The following is a 14809-nucleotide window of genomic DNA, read 5'->3' on the forward strand; positions in this document are numbered from 1 at the left end:
TAAGATGTTTGGAACTTGGAATTTAACTTTTGGAATTAACTATATTTTTTATTCTTCGCTAGCGTTAGCTTCAGCTTGTACAGCTGGTGCTTCTGCTGGTTGCTCATCTTTTTCAGCTTTTCTATCAGATAAACCTTCAACGATTGAAGAAGATACTAAAGATAAAACTTTATCGATTGATTTAGAAGCGTCGTCATTAGCAGGGATAACGAAATCAACTTGACGTGGGTCAGAGTTTGTATCCACCATTGCAAACACTGGAATGTTTAATTTTTTAGCTTCTTTAACAGCGATATGTTCAGCTTTAATATCAACTACAAATAAAGCAGCTGGTAATCTAGTCATATCAGCAATAGATCCTAAGTTTTTCTCTAACTTAGCTCTTAAACGCTCAATTTGTAATTTTTCTTTCTTAGATAATGTGTTGAAAGTACCATCTTTTTTCATTCTATCGATAGAAGCCATCTTTTTGATTGCTTTACGAATAGTAACGAAGTTTGTTAACATACCACCTGGCCATCTTTCAGTGATGTAAGGCATGTTACAAGCAGCTGCTTTTTCAGCAACGATATCTTTAGCTTGTTTTTTTGTAGCAACGAATAATACTTTTCTACCTGAAGCAGCGATTTTCTTTAAAGCTTCATTAGCTTCTTCGATTTTAGCTGCAGTTTTATATAGATTGATAATGTGGATACCATTACGCTCCATATAGATGTAAGGAGCCATGTTTGGATCCCATTTACGAGTCATGTGTCCGAAGTGAACTCCAGCCTCTAATAATTCTTTAACTTCTACTTTGTTTGCCATTTTTGTAATAGTTTACGTTCTGTTGACTTAGCAATGATTAAGTAGCGATTGTGTCGGTCTTAACCATTTAGATGCTAAACTAACCTCTTTTGACAGAGATAATAACAACAATTTTAATAAATAATAAATATTAACGTTTAGAGAATTGGAATCTCTTACGAGCTTTCTTCTGACCGAATTTTTTACGCTCAACCATACGTGGATCTCTTGTTAATAATCCTTCTGGTTTTAAGATGCTTCTGTTTTCTGCTTCAACTTCACACATTGCTCTAGCAATAGCCATTCTTACAGCTTCTGCTTGACCAGTTGCTCCACCACCATAAACATTGATTTTAACATCGAAGTTGTTTTCGTTGTTCGTCATTGTTAACGGTTGTAATACTTTGTACTGTAATGTAGCAGTAGGGAAGTAGTTTGCGAATTCTCTTTTGTTAACTGTAATGTTTCCAGATCCTTCTGTAACATAAACACGTGCAACTGCACATTTTCTTCTACCGATTTTGTGAATTGTACCCATTACTTAAGATCGTTTAAATTTACAGTTTTAGGAGTTTGAGCAGCATGTTTGTGCTCTGTTCCTACATAAACATTTAAATTACGGAATAATTGCGCACCTAATTTGTTTTTAGGTAACATTCCTTTCACAGCTTTCTCCACGATGATAGCTGGATTTTTTTGTTGTTGAACTCTAGCAGTTAAAGTTCTTTGTCCTCCTGGATAACCTGTATGACGCATGTAAATTTTGTCATCTAATTTGTTTCCAGTTAAGTTGATTTTTTCTGCGTTGATAACAATTACGTTATCTCCACAATCTACGTGAGGTGTATAATTAGGCTTGTATTTACCTCTAAGTAACATGGCTACTTTTGAAGCAAAACGTCCTAAGTTATGACCCTCAGCATCAACAACAATCCACTGTTTGTCTGCAGTAGCTTTGTTCGCTGAAATTGTCTTGTAGCTTAATGTGTTCACTTTGCTAATAATTTTAATTAAACATTCCATTCCCAATTAAGGGAGTGCAAAAGTACAATTAATTATTAATATTACAAACTCATTTTTAAAATTCTTTTTCATTGATTTTTAAAGGATTAATTTTATTCTTTTTATCGCTTGGTTTTTTTTCTTTATTTATAACTTAAATTTTCTATTTTTGATGATTAATTACTTGTATATGAAATCAAAAGCAACACTTAAAGAATTAGCCAAAGAACTCGGTGTTTCGACTTCAACTGTGTCTAAAGCATTAAGTGACAGTCCTGAAATTAGCGAGGCTACGAAAAGAAAAATTAAAGAGTTTGCTCAGTTACGTAATTACAAGCCTAATAGTGTTGCCAAAAATTTAAAGAGCAAACGTACCTATACTATTGGTGTTATTTTGCCTAATATTTTGAATCCGTTTTTTGCAAAGGTTTTTTCTGGAATTGAAAAATATGCAAACAAGAAAGGTTATAATTTAATTACTTGTACATCTAATGAATCTTTGGTTAAGGAAAAGCAAATGCTAGAAATGCTTGATAATGGAGCTATTGATGGATTTGTATTGGCATTAGCTAAAGAAACTCAAAAAGAAAATAATTTAACGCATTTGAAAGAAGTAATAAAAGGAGGTACTCCTATTGTTTTATTTGATCGTATTTCGAATGAATTAAAATGTGATAAAGTTATTGTGGATGATTATGAATCGGGTTTGCATGCTACTCAGTATTTAATTAATACAGGTTGTAAAAAAATAGCCATTTTATCTACTATTGATAATTTAAGTGTTGGTGATTTAAGAGCGAAAGGATTTTTTGATGCGATGAAAATAAATAATTTGTTGGTGGAAGATAAATTTGTACTTCTTGCGCAATCTCAAGAAGAGTTTGATTCTAAAATAGAGGCTTTATTAGATGAACAACCAGATGGTGTTTTTGCATTAAACGAGCACGTGTCTGTAGCTTGTATGAAGTTGGCTCTAAAAAAAGGATTTAAAATACCTGATGATATTTCAATTATTGGTTTTGCCGATGGTTTATGGTCAAAAAGAATGACGCCAAGTTTGTCGACGGTTTCTCAACACGCACCCGAAATTGGTCAAAAAGCAGCTGAATTGCTTATTAATCGTATTGAACAAGAAATAGATGCTGAGGAACTAATAAATTATCAAACCGAAATTATAAAAACAGAATTAAGAAAAAGAGATTCGGTACGTAAATTATAAATTCCAAGAATTTAAATGTTGTATTGCATGGTAGGCTGTTAAATCAAATTGTATAGGAACTATTGAAATATAGCCATTTGCTAAAGCCCATTCATCAGTATCTTCACCTTTGTCGTGATTCACAAATTTTCCCGTTAACCAATAGTATTCCTTTCCCATTGGGTTGATTCGTTTGTCAAATTCTTCTTCCCAAAAGGCTTTTGCTTGACGGCAAATTTTTATACCCTTAATTGCTTCTGTTTTTGGGAAATTGACATTTAAAATCACACCTTCAGGCAATCCATTCAAAAGAACTTCTGTAGCAATTTTTTTTACATAAGGTTTTATAATCTCAAAATTAGCATCCCAATTATAGTCGCATAGTGAAAATCCAATAGAGGGTATCCCTTCAATACCTGCTTCAACTGCAGCACTCATGGTGCCTGAATATATAACATTTATTGATGAATTAGAACCGTGATTAATTCCAGAAACACAAATGTCTGGACGTGTTTTCATAATTTCATGTACTGCCATTTTAACACAATCTACAGGAGTGCCGCTGCAACTGTAAGCACTATCGGTATGTAAAAAATCAGGATGATGTCTTAGTTCTAATGTACTGTTTATTGTTATGGCATGTCCCATTCCACTTTGCGGACTATCAGGTGCAACAATAGTTATGTTTCCTATTTCTTGCATTACTTCGGTTAAAGCCTTTATGCCTGGAGCAGCAATGCCATCGTCATTTGTAACTAATATGTTGTATTCTTTTTTCATGCAATGTTAAATTTATTGCTAAAGTATTATTTTTTATTTATTATTGGAATGTAATATGCTAATTTTGTTTTTGATGTAACATTTTAGTTAAATAAGTGTCTTATTTGGCATAGTTTTAGAGAATATTAATGGAAAAGATAGTAGAGTTTATGAAAAGAAATTATAAAGTAATAGTAATTGTAGCAGCTTTATCGGCTGTATTATGGAGTTTTATGCCTTCTAAAAAAGCTGAAGATGGTGATAAAGACAAAATGTTGTTGGAATTGCTGTCTTTTGTGTTGGAAAAAGGACACTATGCTCCTGTTGAAATTAATGATGACTTTTCAAAAAAAGCTTATGCTGCTTATATTGAGTCGATAGATCCAACAAAAAGGTATTTTACTCAATCTGATATTAATGAGTTTCAAAAATATGAAACGTTAATAGACAATATGATTAAGGATAAGGATTTGTCATTTTTTGATTTAACCTACAATCGTTTAATGAAAAGAATGGAAGAGTCTAAAAAAATCTACACCAATCTTTTAGCTCAACCTTTTAATTTTAATGTAGACGAAACGTTAAATGTTGATTATGAAAAGCTTCCTTATGCGACTAATGAAGCAGATTTAAAAAATAGATGGACTAAAATTTTGAAACTAACTTTATTGTCTACCATAACAGATAAAGAAAAATTAGAAGAAGAAAAAAAATCTAAAGATGCAACTTATGCTGTTACACCATTTGAAAAATTAGAACAAGAAGCTAGAAAATCAACGAAAAGTAACTTAGATAATAATTATTCATTTATTGCTGAATTGACTCGTGAAGATTGGTTTTCTATGTATTTGAATGCAATAGTAATGCAATATGACCCTCATACTTTTTATTTTTCACCAGAAGATAAAGATAAGTTTGATGTAAGCATGAGTGGAAAATTTGAAGGAATAGGTGCGCGTCTTTCTAAGAAAAATGATGCTGTAGAAATTGTAGAATTGATTAGTGGTGGTCCAGCTTGGAGAGGAAAACAGTTGGAAGCAGGTGATGTAATTTTGAAAGTTGCTCAAGGAAATGACGAGCCTGTTGATATTTCTGGAATGCGTTTAGATGATGTGATCAAAAAAATTAAAGGTCCTAAAGGTACTGTTGTTAAATTAACGGTGAAGAAAGTTGATGGAACAATTAAAGTAATTACAATTACTAGAGATGAAGTGGAAACGGAAGAAACATTTGCTAAATCAGCAGTTGTAGAAAAAGACGGGAAAAAATTCGGTATTATTTATTTGCCAAAGTTCTATATTTCTTTTGAAAACAAACAAAAACGCGATGCTTACAAAGATGTTGCTTTAGAAATTGAAAGATTAAAAGAAGCTAAAGTAGAAGGAATTATAATGGATTTAAGAGATAATGGAGGAGGTTCATTAGAAACGGTGGTTAAAATGACAGGTTTGTTTATTGAAAAAGGACCAGTTGTTCAAGTAAAAGCTGCAGGTAGAAAAGCTGAAGTTTTACCTGATAACGACCCTCAAGTACAATGGACAGGTCCGTTAGTGGTTATGGTAAATAATTATTCTGCATCGGCTTCTGAAATTTTTGCAGCCGCAATTCAAGATTATAAACGTGGTATTGTTATTGGAAGTAAACAGACTTATGGTAAAGGTACGGTTCAAAATGTTTTTGATTTAAATCAATTTGTTAGAACTAGTAAATTTGGTGATTTAGGTGCCTTAAAAGCAACAACACAAAAGTTTTATAGAATTAATGGAGGTTCTACTCAATTAGAAGGTGTAAAGAGCGATATAGTTGTTCCAGACAGATTTGCTTTTATTGAAACTGGTGAAAAAGATGAAAAGAATGCTATGGCTTGGGATAAAATTGATCCTGCACAATATTCGGTTGTAACTTCTGGATTTGAAACACAAATTGCAAAAAGCAAAAGTAGAATTGCCTCTAATGAACAATTTAAATTAATAGAAGAAAATGCGAAATGGATTAATGATAGAAAAGAAGATAATATTGTTCATTTAAAATATGATGCTTATAAAAAAGAAATAGCTGATTTAGATAAAGAAACTAAAAAATTTAAAGCGATACAAGAATATAAAAATAATTTGGTTTTTAATTCATTGCCCTATGAACAAGAATTGTTTAAAACAGATGATTTATTAAAACAAAAAAGAGAAAGATGGCATGAAGACTTGGTAAAAGATGTTTATGTTGATGAATCATTAAATGTATTAAATGATTTAACAATTAAAGATTTAAAAGTTATTGTTAAAAATAACAAGAAGAAAAAAACAAAAGAAATCACAGCAGTGAAATAATAATGAAAAAGGCGCTTTTAAGCGCCTTTTTTAATTCATTTTAGCTAATTTAATTTCTGCTTTTTCTAATTTAGTTTGAAGTTCAGTAGCTTTATTTAGTAATTTTTCTATCTTTTCTTGTCTTTTTATTTCATCATTCGGAGCTAATTTTCCTTTCTTTTTGTCTTTATCTAATTTCTCTCTTTCTTTTTCTATTTTTTCTCTATTTTTAATGATGTCTTCTTTAAGTTTTACAACTTTGTTTTTGGCATCATTTAATTTTTTTCTTTCTTTTTCTGCTTTATCTCTTTCCTTTTCAGCTTCTTTTCTTTCTTTTTCTATTTTTTTTAATTCTTTTTCCGCTTTCTTTTTTTGTTCTTCAGCTTCTTTTATTGCTTTTTCTCTTTCTTTTTCCGCTTTCTCCTTTTCTTTTAATATCTTTTGTTGTTCTTCGTTTAAAGTTTTCTCTTTCAGTTGATTCTGACCATTAATACTGTCTTTTAGTACTTCTTGTGATATTCCAATCTGTAATCCAAATAAACCTATGGCTAATATCAATTTTGTTTTCATGTTTACTTAATGTTTTAATTAATATTTATAACTTGCAAATGCAAAAAGTGTTCCAATATGAAAAACAAATTTACGAATTATCTTTATTGTTTCTTTTTACTATTCGCTATTCAAAGTGTTTTTTCATGTAAAGAGGTGGTTAATGATACAAGTGTTTCAAATAGTAACATCATAAACAATGAGAATCAGGAAAATTATGCTTCTTCAAAAAATAATCTAGTGTTTGATTATTTGCCTAGTTCAACTACTAATGCTGTTTACAAACATAAAGGATATATTTTTTCTTATAATGAAGAGTATGAGCAAAGTGAATGGGTTGCATATGAATTGGAAGATGGAGATTGGAAATATTCTGAGTTTGAGCGACCACTTTTTAATCAAGATCCTTTGGTGATTACTGAATCAGCGCATTGGGGAAATTACAAAAAATCAGGTTATACAAAAGGACATTTATGTCCAGCAGGAGATAGAAAACAAAATCAGGAATTATTTGAAGAAACGTTTTATACTAGTAATGTGTCACCACAAACGTATGAGTTTAATGCTGGCGTATGGAACCGTTTAGAACAAAAAGTGCGGTATTGGGCTGGTAAATATGATGGCTTGTATGTTGTTACTGGTGGAGTTTTAAATGATGATTTAGAAGTAATAGGTAGAGAACATGTTGCTGTACCTAAGTATTTCTATAAAGTTTTGATGACAAAAGATCAATCTAAAATGATCGCCTTTTTAGTTCCACATAAAAATTCAAAGCAGCCATTATACGAATTTACAACGAGTGTAGATGAAATAGAAAATATAACGGGAATTAACTTCTTTCCAAAATTAGAAGATGCTAAAGAAAATAAAATGGAGGCTAATAAAAGTTACAAGAATTGGAGTTTTTAATTACCATTCATTTACTTTATTTGCATCTAATTTAATAAATATAAAAAGCATAATTGTAAACGCCCATAAACTTGATCCACCATAGGAGAAAAAGGGTAGTGGTACCCCAATTGTAGGGAATAGACGTATAAGCATGGCGATATTTACAAAAAAATGGGTAAATAAATAAGTGGCTACACAATAGCCGTAAACTCTACTAAATTTGGTTTTTTGCCGTTCAGCTAAATAAATGATTCTGATGAATAAGCAAACAAACAACGTCATAACCAGCAAGTTCCCTGCAAAACCCCATTCTTCGCCAACTGTAGTGAAAATGTAATCTGTGTGCTGTTCAGGAACGAATCCTCCTTTGGTTTGAGTTCCTTCTAGATAGCCTTTACCAAATAAACCTCCCGATCCAATAGCAATCATAGATTGATGTAAATTATATCCTTCTGCTTTCAGATTAACTTCTTTTCCTAAGAGAACATTAATTCTGTCTTTTTGATGTGGTTCTAAGACATTGTCGTATACATAACTAACCGAAAAAGCAAAGGCAGATATTGTTAAAAATATAAGGAAGTATACTAAAGGATTTCTCGATATTTTTCTATTAAATACGTAATGTATACTCATGAAAATGAAAATAAATAGTATTAGAAAAACGGGTTTTACAATTAATGCTAATAGGAACGTAGCAATAGCAATAGCTCCCGTCCATAAATACCATGATGGCAATCCTTCTCTGTATAATACAAAAATTAAGGATAAAAATATCATGGCGCTACCGGCATCTGGTTGAAGTAATATTAAAAATACTGGTAGACCTATAATAGCAAAGGCTATATATTGAAACTTATTTTTACTTAAGTTAACTTGCGCGTCACTTAAATATTTCGATAATAATAATGCAACAGCTGTTTTTACAAACTCTGAAGGTTGAAAACCGAAACCGCCAAATTGGTACCAATTGGTTTGTCCTTTTTTGGTTACTCCAAATGCAAAAAGACCAAGTAGTAAGACTAGTCCTAAACCATAAAAAACTAGTGAAAACCGTTCAAATATTTTTGAATCTACAAATAAGATTGTGAAAATTAAAGGAATTGCAATTAAAATAAACATTAATTGTTTACTATAATGTTGACCAAATTCAAATGTATATTCTTGGTCAACTGGAACTGTCACAGAATAAATAGTCATCCATCCAAATATTACTAAGATAGCATATAAAAGAATGGTGATCCAATCAATAGAACTACTTAAACTCTGATTTTTCATTTTACTTTCTTAACGGTGTCTTTAGTTTTATTTTGTTTAGCTTTCACTAATTTCAATCGGATGGAGTCTTGTTTTGTTAAAGTAAATTTAGGTATAAATTCAGAATCTTTCTTTGGGTATAATTTTGCATATTCCCAATTTAAATTTCCTTCTAACATTCTTTTTTCTAAATCCGTTCTTGTTATTTTTTTATTAATATATTTTTCAATCATTAAAGTAGCTATAGGTCCGGCCCAACGGTTACCCCAATATCCATTTTCTACAAAAACAGCAATTGCAATTTTTGGATTATGTCTTGGAGCAAATGCTACAAAGATAGAATGGTCCGTCAATTGTACTCTTTTACCGTTTAATTTTGTAAAGTTTTCTGCGGTACCTGTTTTTCCACATATTTCTAAACCTTGAACGCCTAATCCTGCAGCTGTACCCATGTTATACACATCAAATAGTCCGTTAATTACAGGTTCAAAATGGCGCGGTTCTACTGTTGTAATATGTTTGGTAGTGTATTTAGAATCTATTTTATGTCCTTTTATTTTTTTAATTACATGAGGCGTGTAATAATATCCTTTGTTGGCAACAATAGCCATCATGTTAGCTAATTGAATAGGTGTCATTAAAACTTCTCCTTGTCCAATAGAATTTGAAATGATGGTTGAAGAACGCCAACCGCCATTTGGATAATAATGATCATAAAATTTTGAACTCGGAATGTGACCTTTTCGACCTGGAGGTAAATCATATCCTAAAAATTGCCCTAGTCCAAAACTTTTCATGTGTTTGTTCCATTGGTCTACACCAATTTTTGGTTTACTATATTTTTCAATAGTACGTTTGTATACTTGAGCAAAGTAGGTGTTACACGATTTATAAATACCGTTATGTAATTTAATTATTCCACCAGGACAGTGGCATCTCATAAAAGCGCCTCTACCGTAAGAAAATCCGTGTCCGCAAGTAAATGTGGTTTCTGTGTCAACAACTTCTTCTTGTAAACCAACGAGTCCAGTCAAGATTTTAAATGGTGATCCTGGAGGGTATTCGGCTAATAAACCTCTGTCGAATAATGGTTTGGCAATGGAGTCGTTGTATAATCGGGTGTAATTTTTTGAACGTTCTCTTCCTACTAATAAAGAAGGTTTGTAGGACGGTGCTGTTACTAAAGCTAAAATTTCACCGGTTTTTGGCTCTAAGGCCACAATACCACCTCTTTTATTAATCATTAATTCTTCACCATATTTTTGTAAATCGCCATCTATTGATAGCGTAATATCGCTACCTTGTTTTGCAATAGTATCAAATTTACCTTCTTTGTAAGAACCAATTTCTCTATTGTGTTTGTCTTTTAAAATATATCTAACGCCTTTTACACCTCTTAAAATATCTTCATAAGCTTCTTCCACACCTTGGCGTCCAATTAAATCACCGCTTTTATAATAAGGATTTTTTTCAATTGTTTTTTCTCCAACTTGAGTTATAAATCCAAAAATATTTGCTCCATAATCCACTTGGTAGTCTCTTAGGGCACGTTTTTGAATGTAAAAGCCTTTGTATTTTCTAACTTTTTCTTGAAATGCAGCAAATTCTAATTTATTTAATTGTGCTAAAAATACAGAAGGTAATCTTGGACTGTAAATTTTTGCTTTTTCAATTTTCTTTAGAAATTCTAATTTATTAATTCGAAGTATTTTGCAAAATTCTAATGTATCAATATTTTTAACTTCATTAGGAACCACCATGATATCATATGAAGGTTGGTTGGCAACTAATAATTTTCCGTTTCTATCATAAATATAACCTCTTTCTGGGAAGTCATAATTTATTTTAATAGCATTGTTTTCAGATTTTATTTTAAGTGTTTCATCAATAACCTGTAAATAAAAAAGACGAATCAATAAAATAACTGATGTTACAATAATGATGGTAGGTAATAATGTCTTTCTCATTTTCTATTTGGCTTGATTAAGTAAATGCTAATGATACAAATAATAAACGTGAAGATGGTACTTAAAATTGTTCGTGTAATAATTTCAAAAAATAGATCAAATCGGTATAATTCTAGAGTAAAAAGAATTAAATGATGAAATAAAATTGAAATCATTATAAAAGTAAAACGATCAACTGAAAGTTTTTCTGCAATTCTAATGGTTTGGTATTCATAACTTAATCCGAATGCAAAACGTAAAAAACTGGGTCTTACATAAGCTAATAATAAGGTGGCCGTTGCATGAACACCACCACTATCCGAAAAAATATCCATAATTAAACCGAGTAAAAAACTGGCAGTTATGAAACCAAATTTATTAGAATTTATTGGGTATAAAATAATAAATAGAATATAAATATACGGATTAATCCAACCTCCAAAATTGATTTGATTCAAAACAAAAATTTGAATAATCAATAAGGTAATAAATCGGATAATATTTAAAATAAAATTACTATTCATTATCTTTTATCTGCATCTTTTTCAGTGGCAGCTTCTAAAATTTCTTTTTCTCTTTTTTTCTTGTTCTCAATGATGTAAACGTAACCTAAGTTTGTCATATCGTTAAACAATCGGACATTGATTACAAATTTATTGGTTGATTTGTCTATAAATATTTTGTCAATTTTGCCAACAGGAATATTCTCTGGGAAAATGAACGATTGTCCGCCCGTTACAATCGTATCACCTTTTTTAAGTGTGGCTAATTTGGGTACATCAATCAATTGCACATATCCAGTGCTTTTTCCATCCCAAGTTAATGAGCCAAAATGATTGGAATTTTTTATTTTACCATTCATAGGATTGTTGGTGTGTAATATACTAATAACCGTAGCAAAATGTTTAGTGGTTTTGTCAATAATTCCGATTACACCTCGATCGCTTATTACACCCATATCACCTTTAATTCCTTTTAAGTTTCCTCTGTCTAAAGTTAAATAATTCTCCTGTTTGCTGTAGGAGTTTTTAATAACTTTGGCTTGAATAACTTTAAAATCAGACAAAAAGCCTGGAGGTGTTGCATTTCCTTCAAGGATGGTATCTTTCTTATTAAATAATAATTCTTTTAGGCGCGCATTTTCTTTAGCTAATTCTTCATTTTTTGCTCTTAATCCAAAATATTCTTTCACGCTATTTATTTGACCATAAGTATACCCGGAAACTGCATTTGCAGAATGAATGTACTGACTTCTGTGATAAGAGTGTGACTGTATAGTAAGCATTAATGAGATGCCTAGAAGCAGCAAAAACAGCAATCTATAGCTGTTTTTTATTAGAAAATAAATGATTTGCTGCATTAATTAATTTTTATTTAATTAAAATATTTTTGTATTTATTGATGTTTTTTAAAGCCATACCAGTACCTCTAACAACGGCTCTTAATGGATCTTCAGCAATATAAACAGGTAAATCTGTTTTTAATGAAATACGTTTGTCAAGTCCTCTTAACATAGAACCACCACCAGCTAGGTAAATACCAGTGTTGTAAATGTCTGCTGCTAATTCTGGAGGGGTTTGAGATAAAGTCTCCATAATAGCATCTTCGATACGTTGAATAGATTTGTCTAATGCTTTCGCAATTTCTCTGTAAGATACATCTACTTGTTTTGGTTTCCCTGTTAGTAAGTCTCTACCTTGAACCGACATATCGTCTGGAGGAGTGTCTAAATCTTCAGTAGCTGCTCCAATTTGGATTTTGATTTTTTCTGCAGTCGTTTCACCTACAAATAAATTGTGTGCCGTTCTCATGTAGTAGATGATGTCATTAGTAAATACATCACCAGCAATTTTAACCGACTTGTCACATACGATTCCGCCTAATGCAATTACTGCAATTTCTGTAGTTCCACCACCTATATCCACAATCATATTTCCTTTAGGTTGCATAATGTCCACTCCAATACCAATTGCTGCAGCCATAGGTTCGTGAATTAAGTACACTTCTTTACCGTTTACACGTTCAGCAGATTCCTTTACAGCACGCATTTCCACTTCTGTAATACCTGATGGAATACAAATTACCATACGAAGTGCTGGTGTAAATAATTTTTTCTTTAAGGCAGGTATGCTTTTGATAAACATGCTGATCATCTTTTCAGAAGCATCAAAATCAGCAATTACACCGTCTTTTAACGGTCGAATTGTTTTAATGTTTTCGTGTGTTTTTCCTTGCATCATGTTGGCTTCTTTACCAACAGCAATGATTTTACCAGAGATTCTGTCTCTAGCTACAATTGAGGGGCTATCTATAACAACTTTATCGTTGTGAATGATTAACGTATTTGCGGTACCAAGGTCTATCGCAATGTCCTCGGTCATGAAATCAAAAAATCCCATATATGCTTTTATAAAGGGTTAATTTATGTAAGTCTATTCAACTGGCAAAAATAGGAAAATTATTTGGTATTATTTGCATAAAAAAATGCATTAAAACAACAAAGTTTTAATGCACTTGAAAATTTATGTTTTTTAGTAACTTTTCTTAGTGTTTGAAATGACGAACACCTGTGAAAACCATTGCTACATTATTGCTGTTGCAATAATTAATACTCAATTCGTCTTTTATTGAACCTCCTGGTTGAATAACGGCAGTAATTCCAGCTAAATTGGCAATTTCTACACAATCTGGGAAAGGGAAAAATGCATCACTTGCCATAACAGCACCCGTTAAATCGAATTCAAACGATTTAGCCTTTTCAATAGCTTGTTTTAATGCGTCTACTCTAGAGGTTTGACCTGTTCCTGAAGCACACAATTGTTTGTTTTTCGCTAAAACAATAGTGTTTGATTTAGTGTGTTTACAAATTTTAGATGCAAATAATAAATCTTCAATTTCTTCTGCTGAAGGAGCTGTTGCTGTTACAGTTTTTAATAAGTCTTTTGAATCAGAAATATTGTCTTTGTCTTGTACTAGAATTCCGTTTAAACACGTTCTTACTTGTTTAGTAGGTAATGCAACATCGTTTAATACTAAAATTATTCTATTTTTCTTTTCTTCTAGTAGGTCAATAGCATCATTCTCATAAGAAGGCGCAATCACAACTTCGCAAAATAATTTATTGATTTCCTCAGCTGTTGCAACATCAATAGTGCTATTGGCAATTAAAACGCCACCAAAAGCCGATGTGGGATCGCCTGCTAAAGCTTCTAAATAGGCTTCTTTCATGGTAGGTCTTGAAGCTAATCCGCAAGCGTTATTGTGTTTTAAAATAGCAAACGTTGGTTCGTCATGTTTAAATTCATTAATTAAATTTACAGCGGCATCAACATCTAATAAATTGTTGTATGACAATTCTTTACCGTGAAGTTTGGTAAACATTTTGTCAAACTCACCAAAGAAAAATCCTTTTTGATGAGGATTTTCACCATAACGTAATACTTGACCATTTGCTTCACTAATTTTTAAGTAAGTGTCTTCTTCGTTGAAATAATTGAAAATGGCAGTATCATAGTTGGAAGAAACATGAAATGCTTTTGTGGCAAGTAATCTTCTTTGTTCTATCGAAGTTGTACCATTTCCATCTTCATAAAAGTTTAAAAATGTATTGTATTCTTCAACAGAAGCTACAATTACAGTGTCTTTAAAGTTTTTTGCTGCTGCACGAATTAATGAAATTCCACCAATATCAATTTTTTCTATAATATCTGCTTCATTAGCTCCAGAAGCCACTGTTTTTTCAAAAGGGTATAAATCTACAATAACTAAATCAATTTGAGGGATATCAAATTCGGTCATTTGAGCAACATCACCTTCGTGGTCTTGACGGTTTAATATTCCACCAAAAATTTTAGGATGTAATGTTTTTACTCGTCCGCCTAAAATTGATGGGTAAGAAGTAACGTCTTCAACTGCTACTACAGGGATTCCTAAGTTTTTAATAAAATCTTCGGTTCCGCCAGTAGAATAAATAGTTACATTGTTTTTGTGAAGTGCTTGAACAATTGGTTCTAAACCAGTTTTATCAAATACAGAAATCAGTGCTGCATTGATTTTTTTTGTTTGTGTCATTGTGTTGTTGTTTTGAAGTTGCAAAAGTAATTATACTATCTTTAACATTC

The 14809-nt window shown here is 31.5% G+C and carries 14 protein-coding genes; 3 read left to right on the forward strand and 11 right to left on the reverse strand.

What is annotated here, in order from left to right; translation table 11 throughout:
* Positions 1 to 48 precede the first annotated feature (48 nt).
* The 3 genes from rpsB to rplM all read right to left on the reverse strand — a co-directional run bounded on the left by rpsB (position 49) and on the right by rplM (position 1779).
* The gene (gene rpsB / locus KQS_RS02175; protein WP_014387573.1) at positions 49 to 807 is read right to left on the reverse strand and encodes a 30S ribosomal protein S2; all 759 of its coding nucleotides are present in this window, start codon (positions 805 to 807) and stop codon (positions 49 to 51) included.
* Between the two features lie 130 nt (positions 808 to 937).
* A complete protein-coding gene (gene rpsI / locus KQS_RS02180) occupies positions 938 to 1324 on the reverse strand; it encodes a 30S ribosomal protein S9 (RefSeq protein WP_014387574.1) in 387 nt (128 codons plus the stop codon).
* Positions 1324 to 1779: a 50S ribosomal protein L13 gene (gene rplM / locus KQS_RS02185; RefSeq protein ID WP_041252173.1), complete on the reverse strand. Its 456-nt coding sequence runs from the start codon at positions 1777 to 1779 to the stop codon at positions 1324 to 1326. Before rplM ends, rpsI begins: the two co-directional genes overlap by 1 nt.
* Positions 1780 to 1978: 199 nt before the next feature.
* Between rplM and KQS_RS02190 the strand changes: the two genes are divergently transcribed.
* Complete coding sequence (locus KQS_RS02190) at positions 1979 to 3007, forward strand: LacI family DNA-binding transcriptional regulator (RefSeq protein ID WP_014387576.1); 1029 nt, start codon at positions 1979 to 1981, stop codon at positions 3005 to 3007.
* On the opposite strand, the gene surE is transcribed toward KQS_RS02190, so the two are convergent.
* Positions 3002 to 3766, reverse strand: a complete 765-nt coding sequence (surE, locus tag KQS_RS02195; RefSeq protein ID WP_014387577.1) for a 5'/3'-nucleotidase SurE — start codon at positions 3764 to 3766, stop codon at positions 3002 to 3004. The two genes, KQS_RS02190 and surE, sit on opposite strands and share 6 nt — an antisense overlap.
* A gap of 128 nt (positions 3767 to 3894) precedes the next feature.
* Here surE and KQS_RS02200 point away from each other — a divergent pair, with 128 nt between their 5' ends.
* Positions 3895 to 6069 carry a carboxy terminal-processing peptidase gene (locus KQS_RS02200; protein WP_041251960.1) on the forward strand — a complete coding sequence of 725 codons (2175 nt, stop codon included), beginning with the start codon at positions 3895 to 3897 and terminating at the stop codon, positions 6067 to 6069.
* Positions 6070 to 6099: 30 nt separating this feature from the next.
* Here KQS_RS02200 and KQS_RS14300 read toward each other — a convergent pair whose 3' ends face one another.
* On the reverse strand, positions 6100 to 6618 hold the full coding sequence (locus tag KQS_RS14300) for a hypothetical protein (protein ID WP_014387579.1): 519 nt from the start codon (positions 6616 to 6618) through the stop codon (positions 6100 to 6102).
* A 57-nt stretch (positions 6619 to 6675) separates the two neighbouring features.
* Here KQS_RS14300 and KQS_RS02210 point away from each other — a divergent pair, with 57 nt between their 5' ends.
* The gene (locus KQS_RS02210) at positions 6676 to 7506 is read left to right on the forward strand and encodes a DNA/RNA non-specific endonuclease (RefSeq protein WP_014387580.1); all 831 of its coding nucleotides are present in this window, start codon (positions 6676 to 6678) and stop codon (positions 7504 to 7506) included.
* Here KQS_RS02210 and rodA read toward each other — a convergent pair whose 3' ends face one another.
* The 6 genes from rodA to purH all read right to left on the reverse strand — a co-directional run bounded on the left by rodA (position 7507) and on the right by purH (position 14759).
* Entirely contained in the window at positions 7507 to 8763 is a 1257-nt protein-coding gene (gene rodA / locus KQS_RS02215; RefSeq protein WP_014387581.1) for a rod shape-determining protein RodA, read from the reverse strand.
* Entirely contained in the window at positions 8760 to 10709 is a 1950-nt protein-coding gene (gene mrdA, locus KQS_RS02220) for a penicillin-binding protein 2 (RefSeq protein WP_014387582.1), read from the reverse strand. Before mrdA ends, rodA begins: the two co-directional genes overlap by 4 nt.
* Positions 10706 to 11212: a hypothetical protein gene (locus KQS_RS02225; RefSeq protein WP_014387583.1), complete on the reverse strand. Its 507-nt coding sequence runs from the start codon at positions 11210 to 11212 to the stop codon at positions 10706 to 10708. Before KQS_RS02225 ends, mrdA begins: the two co-directional genes overlap by 4 nt.
* A complete protein-coding gene (mreC, locus tag KQS_RS02230; RefSeq protein WP_041251961.1) occupies positions 11212 to 12048 on the reverse strand; it encodes a rod shape-determining protein MreC in 837 nt (278 codons plus the stop codon). Before mreC ends, KQS_RS02225 begins: the two co-directional genes overlap by 1 nt.
* 10 nt (positions 12049 to 12058) lie before the next feature.
* Complete coding sequence (locus KQS_RS02235; RefSeq protein ID WP_014387585.1) at positions 12059 to 13087, reverse strand: rod shape-determining protein; 1029 nt, start codon at positions 13085 to 13087, stop codon at positions 12059 to 12061.
* Positions 13088 to 13232: 145 nt separating this feature from the next.
* Positions 13233 to 14759 carry a bifunctional phosphoribosylaminoimidazolecarboxamide formyltransferase/IMP cyclohydrolase gene (gene purH, locus KQS_RS02240; RefSeq protein ID WP_014387586.1) on the reverse strand — a complete coding sequence of 509 codons (1527 nt, stop codon included), beginning with the start codon at positions 14757 to 14759 and terminating at the stop codon, positions 13233 to 13235.
* Positions 14760 to 14809 lie beyond the last annotated feature (50 nt).

The sequence above is a fragment of the Flavobacterium indicum GPTSA100-9 = DSM 17447 genome (assembly GCF_000455605.1).
GTDB classification, from domain to species: domain Bacteria; phylum Bacteroidota; class Bacteroidia; order Flavobacteriales; family Flavobacteriaceae; genus Flavobacterium; species Flavobacterium indicum.